This is a genomic window from Thermodesulfovibrio sp. 3462-1 (genome assembly GCF_040451425.1).
GTDB lineage: Bacteria > Nitrospirota > Thermodesulfovibrionia > Thermodesulfovibrionales > Thermodesulfovibrionaceae > Thermodesulfovibrio > Thermodesulfovibrio obliviosus.
This window is the reverse complement of the sequence record NZ_CP144374.1, coordinates 402,538-419,879: the sequence shown is the minus strand read 5'-3', so window position 1 is coordinate 419,879 and position 17,342 is coordinate 402,538. Positions and strand designations below refer to the sequence as shown.

Annotated in this window: 22 protein-coding genes; 8 read left to right on the top strand and 14 right to left on the bottom strand. The window is 35.7% G+C overall.

What is annotated here, in order from left to right; genetic code table 11:
* Positions 1-18: 18 nt before the first annotated feature.
* Genes V4D31_RS02095 through V4D31_RS02080 form a run of 4 tightly spaced genes read left to right on the top strand, consistent with a single transcriptional unit; the run spans position 19 to position 3,966 of the window.
* The gene (locus V4D31_RS02095) at positions 19-1,086 is read left to right on the top strand and encodes a 4Fe-4S dicluster domain-containing protein (protein ID WP_353686597.1); all 1,068 of its coding nucleotides are present in this window, start codon (positions 19-21) and stop codon (positions 1,084-1,086) included.
* The gene (locus V4D31_RS02090) at positions 1,068-1,904 is read left to right on the top strand and encodes an FAD/NAD(P)-binding protein (protein ID WP_353686596.1); all 837 of its coding nucleotides are present in this window, start codon (positions 1,068-1,070) and stop codon (positions 1,902-1,904) included. The genes V4D31_RS02095 and V4D31_RS02090 overlap by 19 nt, the downstream gene beginning before the upstream one ends.
* Positions 1,904-2,650, top strand: coding sequence for a cytochrome B (locus V4D31_RS02085; RefSeq protein WP_353686595.1), 747 nt, complete (start codon positions 1,904-1,906; stop codon positions 2,648-2,650). The genes V4D31_RS02090 and V4D31_RS02085 overlap by 1 nt, the downstream gene beginning before the upstream one ends.
* The gene (locus V4D31_RS02080) at positions 2,647-3,966 is read left to right on the top strand and encodes a Ni/Fe hydrogenase subunit alpha (protein WP_353686594.1); all 1,320 of its coding nucleotides are present in this window, start codon (positions 2,647-2,649) and stop codon (positions 3,964-3,966) included. The genes V4D31_RS02085 and V4D31_RS02080 overlap by 4 nt, the downstream gene beginning before the upstream one ends.
* Here the strand turns inward: V4D31_RS02080 and V4D31_RS02075 are convergent.
* From V4D31_RS02075 to V4D31_RS02035, 9 genes are all read right to left on the bottom strand, one after another.
* The gene (locus tag V4D31_RS02075; protein WP_353686593.1) at positions 3,959-4,807 is read right to left on the bottom strand and encodes an ATP-binding protein; all 849 of its coding nucleotides are present in this window, start codon (positions 4,805-4,807) and stop codon (positions 3,959-3,961) included. The two genes, V4D31_RS02080 and V4D31_RS02075, sit on opposite strands and share 8 nt — an antisense overlap.
* On the bottom strand, positions 4,804-5,643 hold the full coding sequence (locus tag V4D31_RS02070) for an ATP-binding protein (protein WP_353686592.1): 840 nt from the start codon (positions 5,641-5,643) through the stop codon (positions 4,804-4,806). The genes V4D31_RS02075 and V4D31_RS02070 overlap by 4 nt, the downstream gene beginning before the upstream one ends.
* Positions 5,637-6,290: a class I SAM-dependent methyltransferase gene (locus V4D31_RS02065; protein ID WP_353686591.1), complete on the bottom strand. Its 654-nt coding sequence runs from the start codon at positions 6,288-6,290 to the stop codon at positions 5,637-5,639. Before V4D31_RS02065 ends, V4D31_RS02070 begins: the two co-directional genes overlap by 7 nt.
* Positions 6,283-7,011: an MBL fold metallo-hydrolase gene (locus V4D31_RS02060; protein ID WP_353686590.1), complete on the bottom strand. Its 729-nt coding sequence runs from the start codon at positions 7,009-7,011 to the stop codon at positions 6,283-6,285. Before V4D31_RS02060 ends, V4D31_RS02065 begins: the two co-directional genes overlap by 8 nt.
* Complete coding sequence (locus tag V4D31_RS02055) at positions 7,008-7,850, bottom strand: Mrp/NBP35 family ATP-binding protein (RefSeq protein WP_353686589.1); 843 nt, start codon at positions 7,848-7,850, stop codon at positions 7,008-7,010. The genes V4D31_RS02060 and V4D31_RS02055 overlap by 4 nt, the downstream gene beginning before the upstream one ends.
* A complete protein-coding gene (locus V4D31_RS02050) occupies positions 7,847-8,164 on the bottom strand; it encodes a NifB/NifX family molybdenum-iron cluster-binding protein (protein WP_353686588.1) in 318 nt (105 codons plus the stop codon). Before V4D31_RS02050 ends, V4D31_RS02055 begins: the two co-directional genes overlap by 4 nt.
* A 20-nt stretch (positions 8,165-8,184) precedes the next feature.
* Positions 8,185-8,544, bottom strand: coding sequence for a NifB/NifX family molybdenum-iron cluster-binding protein (locus tag V4D31_RS02045; RefSeq protein WP_353686587.1), 360 nt, complete (start codon positions 8,542-8,544; stop codon positions 8,185-8,187).
* Between the two features lie 40 nt (positions 8,545-8,584).
* Complete coding sequence (locus V4D31_RS02040; protein WP_353687072.1) at positions 8,585-8,908, bottom strand: CGGC domain-containing protein; 324 nt, start codon at positions 8,906-8,908, stop codon at positions 8,585-8,587.
* A 75-nt stretch (positions 8,909-8,983) separates the two neighbouring features.
* Positions 8,984-9,295 carry a DUF5320 domain-containing protein gene (locus V4D31_RS02035; RefSeq protein ID WP_353686586.1) on the bottom strand — a complete coding sequence of 104 codons (312 nt, stop codon included), beginning with the start codon at positions 9,293-9,295 and terminating at the stop codon, positions 8,984-8,986.
* Positions 9,296-9,638: 343 nt separating this feature from the next.
* Here V4D31_RS02035 and V4D31_RS02030 point away from each other — a divergent pair, with 343 nt between their 5' ends.
* Genes V4D31_RS02030 through V4D31_RS02015 form a run of 4 tightly spaced genes read left to right on the top strand, consistent with a single transcriptional unit; the run spans position 9,639 to position 12,245 of the window.
* Positions 9,639-10,043 carry a LysR family transcriptional regulator gene (locus V4D31_RS02030; RefSeq protein WP_353686585.1) on the top strand — a complete coding sequence of 135 codons (405 nt, stop codon included), beginning with the start codon at positions 9,639-9,641 and terminating at the stop codon, positions 10,041-10,043.
* Between the two features lie 47 nt (positions 10,044-10,090).
* Positions 10,091-10,897, top strand: a complete 807-nt coding sequence (locus tag V4D31_RS02025) for a substrate-binding domain-containing protein (protein ID WP_353686584.1) — start codon at positions 10,091-10,093, stop codon at positions 10,895-10,897.
* Positions 10,894-11,604, top strand: a complete 711-nt coding sequence (locus V4D31_RS02020; RefSeq protein WP_353686583.1) for an ABC transporter permease — start codon at positions 10,894-10,896, stop codon at positions 11,602-11,604. Before V4D31_RS02025 ends, V4D31_RS02020 begins: the two co-directional genes overlap by 4 nt.
* Positions 11,595-12,245 carry an ATP-binding cassette domain-containing protein gene (locus V4D31_RS02015; RefSeq protein WP_353686582.1) on the top strand — a complete coding sequence of 217 codons (651 nt, stop codon included), beginning with the start codon at positions 11,595-11,597 and terminating at the stop codon, positions 12,243-12,245. The genes V4D31_RS02020 and V4D31_RS02015 overlap by 10 nt, the downstream gene beginning before the upstream one ends.
* Before the next feature lie 75 nt (positions 12,246-12,320).
* On the opposite strand, the gene V4D31_RS02010 is transcribed toward V4D31_RS02015, so the two are convergent.
* The 5 genes from V4D31_RS02010 to flgL are packed head-to-tail and all read right to left on the bottom strand — an operon-like array spanning position 12,321 to position 17,341.
* Entirely contained in the window at positions 12,321-13,139 is an 819-nt protein-coding gene (locus V4D31_RS02010; protein WP_353686581.1) for a hypothetical protein, read from the bottom strand.
* 1 nt (position 13,140) lies between these two features.
* On the bottom strand, positions 13,141-15,276 hold the full coding sequence (locus V4D31_RS02005; RefSeq protein WP_353686580.1) for a methyltransferase domain-containing protein: 2,136 nt from the start codon (positions 15,274-15,276) through the stop codon (positions 13,141-13,143).
* A gap of 3 nt (positions 15,277-15,279) precedes the next feature.
* A complete protein-coding gene (gene fliW / locus V4D31_RS02000; protein WP_353686579.1) occupies positions 15,280-15,690 on the bottom strand; it encodes a flagellar assembly protein FliW in 411 nt (136 codons plus the stop codon).
* Positions 15,687-15,917, bottom strand: a complete 231-nt coding sequence (gene csrA / locus V4D31_RS01995) for a carbon storage regulator CsrA (protein ID WP_353686578.1) — start codon at positions 15,915-15,917, stop codon at positions 15,687-15,689. The genes fliW and csrA overlap by 4 nt, the downstream gene beginning before the upstream one ends.
* 2 nt (positions 15,918-15,919) lie before the next feature.
* Positions 15,920-17,341: a flagellar hook-associated protein FlgL gene (flgL, locus tag V4D31_RS01990; protein ID WP_353686577.1), complete on the bottom strand. Its 1,422-nt coding sequence runs from the start codon at positions 17,339-17,341 to the stop codon at positions 15,920-15,922.
* Position 17,342 lies beyond the last annotated feature (1 nt).

Sequence of the window (17,342 nt, the reverse complement as noted above, 5' to 3'; positions counted from 1 at the left end):
TGTTTTTTTGGGCAGAAAATGAAAGTTGAACAATATAAAATACTTGAAAAATCAAAAATTAATGATTTCATAAACTCTTTAATTTCTTTTTCCAAAGTGGCTGCACCTGTTTATAAGGGATTTAAAAATTATACTTTTCAAGAAATAAAATCTGCTGATGAAGTGAGTCTTAAATATATTCCAACAATAATTCCACCAAAGAAATATTTTATGCCACAGAAAGAAACCTTGTTAAAGTTTGATGTAAAAGAGAATTTAAAAATTGAACCTACTGTTGACTATGAAAATTTAATCCTTTTTGGTGTCCATACTTGTGATATAGCTGGAATAAAATGCCTTAATATGGTTCTTTCAGACAAACCTAAAGACACTGGCTATTTAATAAGAAAAAAACATATAACAATAATAGGGCTTGAGTGTAATGATTATTGCGATGAGTATGCAAGCTGTTCATTTGTTGGTGCCCATATACCAACAACAGGATATGATTTGATGTTTACAGAACTTGGGGATTATTTTATAGTTCACATTCATTCTTCAAAAGGCTCTGATATAATTGAGAAAACAGAGTTATTTAAACCTGCAGAGGAATTTCATATAAAAGAACTTAAAGCCTTGAGAGAGAAAAAACTAAAAATATTTAATAACGAAGTTCCAACAGAAAGAAGATATCTTCCAGACCTTTTTGACCGTTCCTTTAATGCATCTGTATGGAAAGAGCTTGAACAGAGGTGTCTTAGTTGCGGAAACTGCACAGCAGTATGCCCTACATGTTACTGCTTTGATATAAAAGAAGAAGTTGATTTAAGTCTTGAGGCAGGTGAAAGATACAGAGTGTGGTTTTCCTGTCAACTTGATCCTTTTGCAAAGGTTGCAGGTGGAATAGATTTTCGCAGAGAGCGTTCAGCAAGACAGAGACATAGATTTTACAGAAAATTCAGATATCATATTGACCGTTATGGTATGGTTTTTTGTACAGGCTGTGGAAGATGCTCCAGAACATGTATGGCAAAAATTAATCTTAAAGAAGTTTTGACATCTCTCATAAAGGAGTCAGAGACAAAAATATGGCGCAAGTGGTTATAAAGGATTCACCCTATAATCTAAAAAAAGCAAGAATTCTGGATATAAAACCTCTCACAGAAAAGGAAAAACTTTTCAAAATAGCTTTTGAAAATAGCACATGGCTTGATTTTGAACCAGGTCAATTCATAATGGTCTCTTTAATGGGAATAGGTGAAATTCCTGTATCTGTATGTTCTTCTCCTCTTAATAGGGAATACTTTGAAATATGCGTAAGAGCAGTTGGAAAAGTCACAAACTCTCTTCATAAATTAAATGCTGGAGACATTATCGGAGTTAGAGGTCCTTATGGGAATGGATTCCCAATAAAAATGATTGAAGGACACGATCTATTAATAATAGCTGGGGGGTTAGGACTTGCACCGCTGAGATCATTGATACTTTATGCAATTGATAACCGTAGAGATTTCGGCGAAATACATATACTTTTTGGATGCAAAACCCCTGGAGAGCTTCTTTTTGCCGATGAAATTGAAGACTGGAGTAAAAGGCTTGATATACACTTTGCCTGTACTGTTGACAGAGCAGACCCTGACTGGAAAGGAAATGTAGGACTGATTACCTCACTAATCCCTGGAGTTGATATTGATCCTGTGAGGACCTATGCTGCAGTTGTAGGACCTCCTGTTATGTATAAGTTCGTAATAAAAGAGCTTCTTGCAAAGGGATTACCAATTGATCAGATTTTGCTCAGTTTTGAAAGACATATGAAATGCGGGATGGGTAAATGTGGAAGGTGCCAGATTCAAAATCTTTATTGCTGTAAAGATGGTCCTGTTTTCACTTTTAAAGAAATAATGGATATGGCAGAGGCACTCTGATGAGTAAACCAAAAGTTGCATTTTTTGATTTTGCCTGCTGTGAAGGATGTCAGCTTCAGGTGGCAAACATAGGTGAACCACTGATTGATGTTCTTGATATTGTCCAAGTTGTTGAATTCAGAGAAGTAATGTCTGAAAAGTGGGATGGAGAGTTTGATGTAGCCTTTGTTGAAGGAAGCATTACAGATGAACATGCTGTGCAGAGAGTTAAAAAAATAAGAGAGCGCAGCAAAATTCTTGTTGCTCTCGGCTCCTGTGCCACAATTGGTGGTATTAATGGAATGAAAAACTCCTTTCAGCTTGAAGAAGTGGGTAAATATGTTTATGGTGAGTCATATAAATTTTTCCCTACCATTCATACAAAAGCTGTGCATCAGGTTGTAAAGGTAGATTATTTTATTAATGGATGTCCCATTTACCAGCCAGAATTTCTTACTGTTGTTAAATGCATACTTCAGGGAATACCCTATTATGTGCCTGAGTATCCTGTTTGCGTTGAATGCAAACTAAATGAAAATATCTGCATGTATGATAGAGGACTTACCTGTATGGGACCTGTTACAAAGGCAGGATGTAACTCATGGTGTATTAATAATGGCAATATCTGCTATGGTTGTAGAGGACTTACAATTAATCCAAATATAGAGGGTTTCAAAGAAGTTCTTAAAAAATACAATATACCTGAAGATTTTTTAATAAAAAAAATAGAGATGTATAACAAGTGCAAGGAGCTTGATAAATCGTGACTCAAAACATTAGTATTAATGTTAATTATCTAACCCGTGTTGAAGGACACGGAAACATTGTAGTTGAAGTTAAAGATGGAAAGCTCGAAATTTGCCGACTTGAAATCGTTGAGTCTCCAAGATTTTTTGAGGCATTCCTGAGAGGTCGTTCGATTTATGAAGCACCTCACATAACCTGTAGAATCTGTGGAATCTGTTCCTGTGCACACACTCTTGCATCAATTCAGGCAGCTGAGGACGCCTTGGGAATAAAACCAACTGAGCAAACCACACTTTTAAGAAAGCTTCTACTTCATTATGAACAGCTTGACAGTCACATTCTTCATATATATCTTCTCGTTGCTCCAGACCTTGTTGGTGTTCCAAGTTTTGTTCCTCTTATAAAATCTAACCCTGATTTTGTAAGAAGAGCACTTAGAATGAAAAGGCTCTGCAATGAACTGTGTGACATACTTGTTGGAAGGCATGTTCATCCAATCAGTGCGGTTATTGGTGGATTTACAAAACTTCCAAACCCAGGTGATCTTGAAGAGATGCATAAAAGGCTTCTGGAGCTAAAGCACGATGTGGAGGCTACTGTTGAACTTTTCAGTAAACTCACTTTCCCAGAGTTTGAAAGAGACACAGAGTATGTAGCACTTATTAACGATGAAGATGAGTATCCACTGCTATACGGAGATATTGGTTCAACAGATGGATACAGAGTGAGCAAATATGAATATAAAAATGTTACAAATGAATTCATTGTTCCCTATGCAACTGCTAAAAGAACTCGTTGGCATAGAGAGTCATATGCTGTGGGAGCACTTGCGAGATTTAATCTAAATCATGAAAAGCTTCATCCAAAAGCAAAGCAAGCAGCCACGGTTTTGAATCTGAAACCAAAATGCATAAATCCCTATTTTAATACCGTAGCTCAGATTGTTGAGTGTGTTCATTGTGTTGAAGATGCCATAAGAATTGTAGAGCTTCTTTGGCAAAAGGGAATAAACTATGATGAGATAATTGTTCCTGATATAAATGAGCTTGGTAAACTTCCACAGCGTGCTGGAGAAGGAGTTGGTGTTGTTGAAGCTCCACGTGGATTGTTGATTCATCACTATGAGTGCGATGAAAGAGGAATATTTAGAAATGCAAACTGTGTTATTCCCACAAATCAAAATACACACAACATAGAGCTTGACATGTTAAAGCTCGTTCCAGAAATCATAAACCAGTCTCAAGAAGAGATAACACTTGCCCTTGAAATGCTTGTAAGAGCTTATGACCCTTGCATCTCTTGCTCAGTTCACATGGTTAAGGTTAATTTTAAATAATTTTATCTATCAGTCCCGCAATCTCACTGGCTAAACTGTTTTTTGCGAACTCTAAAAAAGGTTTGCATGCTTTCACTGAAGCTAAAATTTCTTCTGAAAATGGAATTTTGCCACAAACTTCAATGCCTAAATGTTCAAGCTCTTTAACCATCTGTGAACTCATTTCATCATTCAAATCATATTTATTTATAACAACCTTAACAGGCACCTTAAAATGCTTTGCAAGCTCTATCAATCTTTTAAGATCATGCATTCCTGAGAGGGTTGGCTCTGTTACTGCAATAGCAAGATCAACACCTGTCATTGAAGCCATAACAGGACAGCCAACCCCAGGAGGTCCATCAATTACTATATACTCAGCTTTTTCTATCTGCGCAATCTCTTTTGCAAGCTCTCTAAGCTTTGTAACAAGCTTCCCTGAATTTTCCTGTGCTATGCCAAGCTGAGCATGAACAAGGGTGCCATATTTTGTTTCAGATACAAAATACTGACCTGAAACTCTGTCCTTAAGGAGTATGGCTTTTTCAGGACATACATAGCTACAGATTGTGCAACCCTCACAGGAAAGTTCCTCAACTTGAAAATCATTGTCTATTGCGTCAAATTTACAAACTTCTTTACATACTCCACACTGAATACATTTAGTCTTATCTATCAGGGCAATCTTTCCTCCTATGAAATCATGAGCTTGTTTTATTTGCGGATGTAAAAGTAAATGAAGATTTGCAGCATCTACATCGCAGTCTACTAAAACTTTATTATGTAAAGCAGTTGCAAGACATCCTGTAAAAAATGTCTTCCCTGTTCCACCTTTTCCACTTATTACCAAAATCTGTTTCATAGGTTTTCCTTTATATCTTTATAAATTTTCTGAAAAATCTCTTTATATTGAGGCATTGCTTTTACAAGGGGAATGCCTTTTGAATAAGTTTCTGCTATTTCTCTGTTAAAAGGAATCTTCAGTAAAACATGGATTTTATTTTTTCTGCAAAATTCTTCTATAAGCTGATCATCTCCACTTTTATTTATAATAACGCCTGATTTAATCTTTAAAGCTCTGGTTGCCTCGTAGGCAAGCTCAAGATCATGGAGCCCAAAAGGAGTTGGCTCTGTAACAAGAATACAAAAATCAGAGCCTTTAACAGCTGCTACAGCAGGGCATGATGTTCCTGGAGGTGCATCAATTATTGTAATTTTATCTGGCTTTATAAATTTCTTTGCTTCTTCAATTATCTTAGGGGCAAGAACTTCTGAAATATTAAGCTTTCCCTCAATAAATTCAACATTTTCTCTGCTGCCCACTGTGATTTCTCCGATTGTTCTATAGTCTTTTTGCATTGCTTTTTCAGGACATAGCAAAATACATCCTTCACATCCATGACACAGTTGAGGAAATAAAATAACATCACCTGAGCTGTCAAGTTTAATCACGCTTAAGGCATTGTAAGCACAGACGTTGCTACAGTAGCCACAAAGATTACATTTTTCTTTATCAACCTTAGGAATAACAGAGGTTACCTCAATCTTTTGTTTTATTTCTGGATTTAAAAAAAGCCTCGCATTTGGTTCTTCAACATCACAATCAATTATCTGAGAGTTTTCAATACTTAATGCCAAAGATACAGCAATTGTTGTCTTTCCTGTTCCACCTTTTCCACTTGCCACTGAAATTACCATTTTTTTATCTCCATGCATACAAAACCTGGTAATTCTTCAAAATTTTTTATGTCTATTTCCTCAGGTTCTTCAGGCTCAGGATTCTGAAAGGAAAAATTTTTCAATGTTCCAAAGACTTTTTCAGTTTTTAAACAGCATTGAGAGAGTATTTCCTGAAACTCAGTGAAATGATAAAATGTTGCAAATCTGTAAAAGGGATGTCCCTGTCTTTTCTTTTCTTCATATAATTTGCCTAAATAAGAATCAAGAAAGATTTCTCCAACAATTATACTACCGTTGTCTTTTAAGACTCTTTTTGCTTCATTAAGTGCAAGGAAAACATTTTCAACAAAAGGAAGAGTTACAATAAACATTACACAGGAAAAAGTTTTGTCCCTGAAAGGTAAAACCTCTGCCTTTGCTCTTGCCACTGGAATTCCTCTCAGTTTTGCTATTTTAAGTGGAGAGAATGCTTTATCAACTCCTGTAACATTTTTGGATAAAACAGCGAATCTTCCTGTCCCAACTCCTACTTCAAGAATTCTATCTTTACAACTGCCAAGAAACTTTTGAATACATTTTGCTTCATTTTCATATATAATCTTTCCCTTTTCTGAGTCATACCACTTGTCATACTCAGTAACATAAGATTCAAAAGGATTAGACATAGTCACAGGAGCCTCCAATATATATATGACTTCCCACTCCTACTTCTATAAAACCTTTACCAAATGCTTTTTTGAAAAGCGATCTTGCAAGATCTCCTGTGCAATGAGAAGGTGCAATGTATTTTATTCCTTCATTTTTAAGAAATTTTATTATATCAGCTATTTCATCCTCCTTTTTATCCTTAAGATGTAACCCTCCTATAACTGCAAATATTTTATCATTAACTATTTGATGAGCTTTATCTATGATTTCCTTTATCCCTGGATGAGCACAGCCTGTAACAATTACTAAACCACTGCCTGTATCTATAACAAGGGATATCTCTTTTATCTTTTCTCCAAGCTCACCTGTAAGATAAACTCCATTCATTATCTCAAGAGGCTCAGAGTCTACTTTGTAGATTTTTGCTGAGGGCAATGATTTTTTTATCTCTTCATACAGTGATGCACCTACATAAATTTCAGCTTTATTGCTAATTGTTGCAATCTCTTTTAAGCCACCTGAATGATCCTTATGAAAATGAGAGATAATAATTCTTGTAATTCTGTCAGGCTTTATCCCTGCTCGTTGGATGTTTCTAAGCAATTTTTCTCCATCTGCTCCTGTATCAAAAAGAATTCCACCATAGGCTTTTTTTACAAAACAGCTATATCCCCAACCTGTTTCAAACCCTTCCTCTTGAGGATAGTTATCAAAAAGAATAGTTAAGTCAATAATCATACTTTTAAGACTTCCATAATTTTGTTAATTATATTTGAGAAAGCCTCTGCTGGTTTGCTATTCGGATAATAAATCATTACAGGCTTTCCATCATCTCCAGCTTCAACAATTTTCGGATCAATTGGAATTTTACCAAGAAATGGCACTTTGTATTCCTGCGCAAGCTTTTCTGCTCCACCAGTTTTGAATATTTCTACAGTATTACCACAATAAGGGCACACAAATCCGCTCATATTTTCAACTATCCCAAGTACAGGAATTGAGCCTTCAAGACAAAATTTTATTGACCTGCGAACATCAGCTAATGCAACATCCTGTGGTGTAGCAACAATAACTGCTCCGTCAACCTTATCAAGAAGCTGAACAATTGATATTATTTCATCTCCTGTTCCTGGAGGAGAGTCAACAACTAAATAATCAAGCGCTCCCCAGCGAACATCGGTCAAGAATTGCTCAATCATCCTGTGTTTTAAAGGTCCACGCCATACAACAGGAGTATCTTTTTCTTCAAGGAAGAAACCAATTGAAATCACTTGAAGATTATCATACATTTTTATGGGAAAAAGCCCCATATCAGTTATAAGCGGAGGGAATCCTTGCAAGCCAAGCATGTTTGGAATATTCGGCCCATGAATGTCAATGTCAAGCAATCCCACATGATAGCCCTTTTGTGACAGTCCTACAGCAAGATTTGTTGAAACAGTGCTTTTGCCAACTCCTCCTTTACCTGAAAGAACTAAAATTTTCTTTTTGATTGCAGAAACAGTTGCCTTTAAGGCAATATCCTTTTTAATTTCCTGTCTTTCATCGCACTGGCAGCTTTCCTTTTTCTCTGTCATTTACCCTCCTCCTGAAGTTTATTTATTACATCTATTATTTTACCATGAGCTTCAAGAACTTTTATTCCTGCTGCTTTTATAACTCTTTCTGCACCTGGTCCTATTTTGCCAGTAATTAAAGCTTTAACGCCTTTTGAGGCAACAAACTGACCTGCCTGCGTGCCTGCTCCCTGCTGAGCATCCCTCCACAGATTCTCAACTGCTTCATACTGCATTGTATCAGTATCAATAAAAATAAAATACTTACAACGACCAAATCTTGGATCAAGCTCTGAGTTTAAATCATTACCCTGCGATGTAATGCATATTTTCACGATTTTTCCTCCTTTAACCTTTAATGTTTACAGTTTCCATGACCATGCTCACAAAGACTTTCTCCGCCACTCAGTGTGCCGCTCAGAAATTGAGCAATAACATCCTCCACTTTTCCTGTTACTCCAACAATAACCTTTATTCCTGCTGCCTGAAGATTCATCACAGCATTTGGACCCATCCCACCTGCTATAACATGAGTCACACTTTGATTTCTTAAAAACATCGGAACCTGGCCTGGCTGGTGAGCTTTATAACCTGGATTTTCAATTAAATTTTTATTTATAATTTTTCCATCTTCAATGTCAACTATCGTAAAGCCAGGGCACCTTCCAAAATGCTGAGCTACATACCCATTTTCTGTTGCTATTGCTAATCTCATTTTAACCTCCTATTTACCAAAAATTGTTGGTGGTGCATATTTAATATTTATGTGTTCCTTCAATTACTTCTATACCTGCTTTTTCTTTTATAGCTGATATGATATCTTCTTTTCTCGGACAAAATTTCATAATACATGTTCCGATGTGTAAAACATCAACATTTTCACCAAGATCTGCAAGTTGCGATTTTAAAAGAGCAAGGCTACACACTGCTCTGTTTTTATTTCCTTCACAGCCACCACAGTTCATAATTCCAACAATAGCAGCATCTTCATTTTTATAACGCTCAAATTCTCCTTCTTTATGCATAAAAGCAACAAGACATTTTGCATCACCAGGACACAGATTTTGTTCTCTAATCATTGTGCATGCTAAGATTGCAATATTTTTCATTTTTTTCCTCCTAATAAAAATTTAACCGGAGGCAAAACCTCCGGTTTACTTTGTTTCACCTTTTTCAAGCTCACTCAAACGCTTCTCAACAGCTTCAAGATTTTTTCTAAGCATTTCTGCTTCTTCTCTGAGTAAATCCACCTCCTCTCTTGAAGAAATTCCGAAAAAAGGTGTTCTCCAAAACCATCTAAATCTTCCTCTAAAACCTCCAAAACATCTCCATCCTCTACCCCTTCCTAAACCTCTACCTGGCGCTGGATTCATATATCCTGGAGTTGCAAAACCACTACAATATCCTAATCCTCTGCCTGTTCTTGGACCTGCTCCAAGAGGTCCTGTTCTGTCTCCCCAAGGCATTTTAATCACCTCCTTGAAAGTTTTTCTATTTTTATTTTAATGAAAATCATTCTCATTTGTCAAGAAAAAATTTCATTTAAAAATTGCCATTAGAATTAAGCTAATTGAGTCACTGTCCTGTTTGGGTAAGATTTCTTAACGAGCGAAAAATATAAAAAAGCGGGGAATGCTTCCATCAGGCTTGGAATGAAAATGAAAGTGTTTCGTGATAAAACTATCTTTTCTGCAATTGCGAGTCTGACAAAATCTGGCGTAACAGCATCCTCCATTTTCTCCTGTATAACGAGATGTCAGGCTGAAGATCCTTGACATCTCGTTATATTTTATTGTATATTTCCATATCGTGAAAAAAAGAGGAAGAAAAGCATTAAAAGATCCACATCAGTTTTGTATTACTGGCAGCGGAAAACAGAAAGGCTATGAACTTAAAGGGAAAATATGGATTGAAGGCAGCGAAGGAACCTTTCTTGGCTATGGAAGAGTCACACTACTTGAGAAAATCAAGCAGTATGGTTCAATTTCAAAGGCTGCTAAATCCTTGAACATGTCATACAGGCAGGCATGGAAACTTATAAATTCAATGAATAGACAAGCAGGAAAGCCCTTTGTGAAAACACAAGTTGGTGGTAAAAGTGGCGGTGGAACTACAGTTACAGAGGTTGCTGAAAAAGCAATTGATCAGTTCTGGAGAATTCATAAAAATTTTAAAAAATTTCTTGAAAAGGAAATTAAAAATTTCAAAATTTAATTTTTTATGGACATCGTTATATATAATCAAATACAAGGAGGAGTAAGATGAAAATTTTAGCAAGTGTATTCTTTTTACTGTTTTTCTTTGCAACTGTTTCAACTGCTCAGGAAAAGGTGATTGTTCTTGCTACAACTACTTCGGTTGAAAACTCAGGATTACTCAACCATATTCTGCCAATTTTTGAGAAAAAAACAGGCATTAAAGTAAAGGTCGTTGCAAGAGGAACAGGTGCAGCAATTGAAATGGGAAAAAGAGGAGATGCTGATGCAGTATTTGTTCATGCAAAAGAACTTGAACTTGAAGCTGTCCAACAAGGCTATTTTGTAAACCGTCATGATGTTTGTTATAACGACTTTGTCATTGTGGGTCCTGAAAACGATCCAGCAAAAATAAAGGGATTAAAGAAAGCAACAGATGCATTTAAAAGAATTGCTTCCTCACAAAGCCTTTTTATTTCAAGAGGTGACAAATCAGGCACCCATGTAAAAGAACTAAAAATATGGGAAATGGCAGGAATTAATCCAAAGGGACAGAAATGGTATCTTGAAGCAGGTCAGGGAATGGAAAAGACTTTAAGAATCGCAAATGAAAAGCGAGCATACACCCTTACTGACAGAGGAACATGGCTTGCTATAAGAGACAAGCTTGATATGAAAATACTTTTTGAAGGTAATCCAATTCTCTTTAATCAATATGGTGTTATGGCAGTAAATCCCCAAAAACATAAACATGTAAAATATAAAGAAGCAATGGAGTTTATAAACTGGATCATATCAAAGGAAGGGCAAAATGCAATAGCATCTTTTAAGGACAAATTTGGAAATCAGTTGTTTATTCCCAATGCAAAATGAATTTTATTTTAGAGTCGTTCAAGCAGGCGTTTTATCTTATCCTGCATCTTGACAGAGAACTTTTAGAGATAATATTTTTGTCTCTTAGGGTTTCAGGCACAGCTCTCGTGATATCAACAATTCTGGGTATTCCTGCGGGAGCTGTGCTTGGTTTAAAAAATTTTTTTGGCAGAAACACTCTCATAACATTACTTAACACCTTCATGGGGCTTCCTCCTGTTGTTGTTGGATTGTTTCTTTATCTTTTGCTGTCCCGAAGCGGACCGCTTGGTTTTTTAAGCCTTCTCTATACTCCCTCTGCGATGATTATTGCTCAAAGCATCCTTGCCTTTCCAATTGTTGCAGCAATTACTCATTCATCAATTGTTAAAGTGGACCCTGTGGTGAAACTTGCTGCAAAAACTCTTGGAGCTACAGCTTTTCAAATGACTCTTACAATTATAAATGAAGCAAGATATGGAATAATGGCTGGAGTTTGTGCAGCACTTGGAAGAGTTATGGCTGAGGTTGGAGCAATACTTATTGTTGGAGGAAACATTGCAGGATATACCCGTGTTATGACAACAACCATCGCACTTGAAACAGACAAAGGTAACTTTGAACTCGCAATGGCGCTTGGGATTGTGCTGCTTACAATTTCCTTTGCAATAAACATTGTTTTGTTTTCAATTCAGAAAAAGGGAACAAAGGAATTTCAATGGCTTTAAGTCTCAATCTTTTAAACATTACAAAATCTTACAATGGCAAATTAGTTCTTGATAGCTGTTCCTTTTCATTTGAAAAAAGCGGAATCTATGTTTTGATGGGGCCAAATGGATCGGGAAAATCAACTCTTTTAAGAATTTGTGCACTCTTGGAAAATCCTGACAGTGGAAAGGTTATTTATTCCGAAAGCATTAAAACCATTGAGAATAATTTAAATTTAAGAAGAAGAATTACACTGCTTTTACCAAACATTGGAGTTTTCAATACAACAGTTTTTAAAAATGTTGCTTACGGATTAAAAGTAAGAGGGATGAATAAAAAAGAAATAAAAGCAAGGGTTGAAAAAGCTCTTGATTTTGTTGGATTGCTTCATAAAAAAGAACAAAATGCCCTTACTCTTTCAAGCGGAGAAGTAAAAAGAATGGGCATTGCAAGAGCAATTGTTTTAGAACCAGAAGTGTTATTTCTTGATGAACCAACTGCCTCTGTAGATGAAGAAAATGTAGAAATAATAGAAAACATAATTATTCAACTAAAACAAAAGCTTAATTCAATCATAATCATCGCAACACATGATAAAGATTCAGCTAAAAGAGTTGCCGATTTTGAACTCTATCTGAAAAAGGGAAAAATTATTTTTTAAAAAGAATGCTCAAAATCTTATAAATATCGATGGAGTGCAAAAAATCTCTGAGTCTTTTTCAAAGCTAAATGAAATTTATACTTTACCAGTTTTTCTTACAGGGATATATTCAACTGATTGTCTTACAGGCTGAGGATAAAGATTCATAAGCAGCATAATCTCTTTGGGCATATCAGTGTTTACAGGAAGTCCTATTTTTTTCGCCTCTTCTGTGCTTATTGGATAATCATGAGTCCATTCCCCTGAGACAAGTTTTTCTGCAATTTCCTGAGCTTTTTCAATCGGATGCTTATGTGAAAGAATTTCTATTATTGTTTCCTTCATCTGCCTTATCGCCTTTTCAGCTTGATCTGCAAGAATTAAGGTACTGTCATCAATTTCATTTAAAGGCTTTTTCTGAAGAACACTTAAAACTGAAACAGCAGGCTGTCCTGCTATCTGCGGATCCAGAGGACCGAGTACAGCATGTTCACACATTACAATTTCATCTGCTGAAAGAGCAATCAAAGTACCACCGCTCATTGCATAATGAGGGACAAAAACTGTAACTTTTCCTTTTTGTCTTGAAAGAGCTCTTGCTATCTGTGTTGCAGCTATTGCCAAACCACCTGGAGTATGCACCACAAGGTCAATTGGCATGTCATCATCGGTTAAATGAATTGCTCTTAAAACCTCTTCAGAATCATTGATATCTATGAATCTCATAATCGGGAAACCAAGAAAACTCATCGTTTCCTGCCTATGAACAAGAAGTATTACACGGCTACCTCTTTTTCTCTCTATCTCTGCAATAAGCCTCATTCTGGCATTTTCAAGGAGTTTTTGTCTTATAATTGGCTGAATTGCGATTATTACGAGAAAAATCCAAAAAAATATAGCTGGATCAAAATGCATATCAATCTCCTCTTCCCCAGATTATTTCAACTGCTGAATATTTTATTGCTTTTTTTATAATTTCTTCAAGATTGATTGAAACTTTTCCTTTCACAGCTATTGCATATTGAAAATTCCCAAGAAAGCGTGAGTTAAGATATAAAGGCTTTAAGGTTTCTAAAACAACTGCTTTTGTCACATTGGCATCAACTTCTACAATTTTTCCATCAGCAAGCCTTAGATTAAATCCATGAGGAGTTACACCTTCAAGAACTGTGCCTGGGATCAAAGGTTCTGTAAATATGTGGACTTCATCAAAACCTGCTTTTTTAAGGGCATAATAAAGTGTCCAGGGTTTCCATCGGGTAACATGATTTGGTGGATAATCACCATACCACCATTTGTATTTTCTGTATCCCTTAGCTGTGTTTTCAAATTTATAAAAAGGTGGACAGCTTAAGATAAGAAATCCTTCATTTTCAAGAAGAAAGTAAATATCTTTCAAAAAATTTAAAGGCTCATGCACATGCTCCAAGACCTCAAAGGCTGTAATAACTTTATATGGTTTTTTAAAATCATCAGTAAGTTCAGCAAAAGACATTGCTTGAACAACATTGAGCTTGTATTTTTCTCTTGCAATTTTCTGAGCTTTTTCTGAAGCTTCCATTCCAAAGGGTTCAAATCCAAATTTCTTTGCAATTAACATAAAAAATCCTGTTGAAGAGCCAACATCAAGGAGTCTTCCCTTAGGAATCTGTGAAAGAATTGGAATAAGAACATTAAATCTGGGAAGATTTTGCCATTTTTCTATTTCTTTTGTTTCCTCTTCCACATTAAGATAGGATTCATAAGCAATATTTGCAAAATCTAACAAATCTTTATGCTCTTTTCTATATGCTTCATCATAATCCATTATCTTCATTGGATATGTAAAATGTAAACCACATGATGGACATTCAAAAACCCTTGAACCATTTATTACTTCAAAGAGAGGAATATTGCCATTGAATTCGCATAAAATACATTTTTCAGGTTTTTCATATTCCTTTTGAATCATTAATTCAGCATCTTTAAGAGCGAAATAAATCACCTTTGGAGGAATGCTTTCTATGCAAGGGCTATAAAACTGTCTTTTTATCTGGGCTTCAATGCAGGGTCCTTCGGTTGCATGCCTCATACATGGTGAAATGCAGCTCTGGCCTGTATAGTTTGCTCTTACTGGAATAACTGTTGAATAATTTTCAGCACGAAAGCTTGGATCAATTGGTCCTGAAACAAGCACAGTTGGCTTATTCAGTCCTGCTGCTATATGAAGTGTTGCAGTATCAGCTGTAATAACAGCATCTGACAGTGCTACAGATGCAATGAGATATCTTATATCCTTCATAAAAACTGAGAAATTTGCAGCCCTTATTCCATAAACATCCAAAGCAGTCTCTACAGTTATATCTTCCTCAGGAAGTGAGCATATAACAGGAACATACTCATTCCAGATTAAATCTTCTATTTCTTTTAAAAGCTTTGGAGGTAGTGTTCTATGCACAGATGAGGCAAGGTAGTGAAAAAGTAAAACTTTTTTGCCACCAGAGGCTTGTCTTATTTTGTCAAATCGTTCTTTCATCTCATTAAGCACAGCTTCATCTATTTGAATATCTGGAGTTTCCTTTTCTGCTTTATAAATATAAAGCTTCCAAAGATAGTAATCAATGAGGCTGAGATTGTCAAACTGAGGAGTGTTAACCATCTCAATAGTTTTTACAATGTAGTGAGACCTTGAAACTTCTTTAAAAGGAATTGGCATCGGAACAAGACTGTCAATATATGAAAGTCCTTCAAGCACAGGTCTTGCTCTACCTGAAATACTCACATTCAAAGTCATATCTGGATATCGCTTTTTAATCTCCCTTAATGCAGGAGTCATGCATAAAGCATCACCAATTGCAGCCTGAGCTATCACAAGAAGAGTTTTACCATTAAGGGGTTCACCTCTGTAGAAAGGTGGAAGCACACTGTGAGTCTGCTCAAAGGCTTTACCCACATTTTCAGGAAGAAGCTTAAAAACATCTTCAGCAAAAAGGAATTTATCACCGGGTTTGATTTTAAATTCATACCCATTGAAGTTTAAATCAATTTTTGCTTTTGCCTTCCAAACTTTCATTTTTTATCTTTTTATTGGGACTTTGAATTCATAGCGTTCATCTTCAAGTAAAATTTGAGCTCCAATTTTCTTATTTTTATTTATCACAAAAGGAGATTTCAAGTTTACAGCTACACCATCGTTGTATTTAAGCAAAGCCACATAAATTTCAAGTTCTTCCTCTTTTTCTGCTTGAAGAAGACTAACAATTTCATCACTTAATTGAAATCCATAGGTTGGAAAATATTTAAATGGAGAAACAATAAGCATTGCCACATCAGGATCATCAACAGCAATAAGCCATTTTACAGGATCAAGGCATTCTCTTACAATAAATCTTTCAAATGGAATTCCAGGAATTCCGTAAGGAAAGGTAATTATTTCATTTTCATCAATCTGAAGCTCGCCAAAACGTGTTGTTTTAATAATTATCATTTTGATGCTCCTTTCATTATGTCTTCAGGTTTAAGCTCCTTAGAGGTTTTCAATGCTTCTATATTACTTTCACGAAGTTTTTCATAAAGCTCTTCACGAAATATGATTACTCCTTTTGGTGCTTCAATGCCAATTTTTACCTGTGAACCTTCTATTTCGATAATTTTAATTAAGATATCATCGCCAATTCTTATTGATTGTCCTTGTTTTCTTGTAAGAACTAACAAAATTACCTCAGAAAATCAAAGAGTGTGTTACGAAAGAAATCTGTAAGAGTAACTCTCATCGCCTGCAGTACTGTCATTGTCTGGTTTAGTTCTGAAATAACCTGAACAGCATCTACATCCTGATCATTTGAAAGGGTCTGTTTTGTATTTTTTTCCACTTCAAGATTATAATCGCTGATGCTTTCAATTTTACTCAGTCTCGCACCAATTAAAGATTGTTGTTTGTAAAGAGAATCTGCAATTTTGTCAAGATACCCAACTGCTTTTTGAATTCTTCCCTGGTCATTGTTTTCAAGAGCAACTTTTAGAAAGTGAAGTGCCCTTAAGTAGTAATTTTCATTGAGATAATTATTGTTGAAGCTGTAATAATTTGGATCATTAGGGTTTGTGATGTAGTTGTATCCCTGGATATTTTCCTGAAAACTCATTGAAACACTGCCAGATTCTGGATTGTAAGCTAAAAGATTTAGATTATCTCCTGATGAAGTATTCACATCAATTCTTATCATCTGAGACTTTCCATTGGGAATACTTCCAATGACAAGACGGTAGTCAGGAAAGTCTCCTACATTTACAACCCATGCTTTAACATATTTGCAAGCCTGTGGATCATTGTTTATCGCATTTCTTATATCATCTAACGAAGCGCCTGCTGAAATATTGACATTTATTGCCTCATTCTGAGCTAATTTGATTGTAAGAGTTCCTCCATTGGTGGTGAATACCGAAGCTGGATTAGTTATGGCACCACTTGAAGGTTGAGGCATAAGTAAGGCTCCAAGAGGATCTGCATCATAAGGAGCATTCGGATCGTGAGTAAAATTGTAATTATAAGGAGTTAAAACTTTCAAATTCCTGCTTGGATCTGCAGGGTCTACTGTATATGTGAAAAACTCTGTTGCTGGAAGATTCACTGCAACATCAAGGAAAAAGCTTATGTCAAGATATTGAAGATTGTTGTCTGATTGATAAAGCCCTGTTTGAGCATTGACTGCAGGAGTGTCTGCTTTAAATCCTCCAAAAATATATCTTCCTGCGAATTTGGTGTTTATTGTTTCAATGCTTCGTTGAATTAATGTATCCACTTCCCGTGCCAGTGCTAATCTGTCTGTTGCCGATAGTGTATCAGTTGAACCATTAACTGCATACTGTTTTGCTTTTATTAACATGTTTTTAAGATCATCAATTGCTGTTTCAATGGCAGAGTTATTGTTTTTTGCTGTATCCATTACCCTTTTGTATTCATCAAGTGCTGAAATTTCTGATTTATACTTAACAATTCTTGATACAGCAACAGGATCATCACTTGGAGACAAAACTCTTTTGCCTGTTGCAAGCTGCTCATGTGCCTTAAACATTGCATCAAGCTGTTTGTTAAGATCGCTTAAAAAAGTTTTGTAAAAAAAGCTTGTTGTAACTTTCATA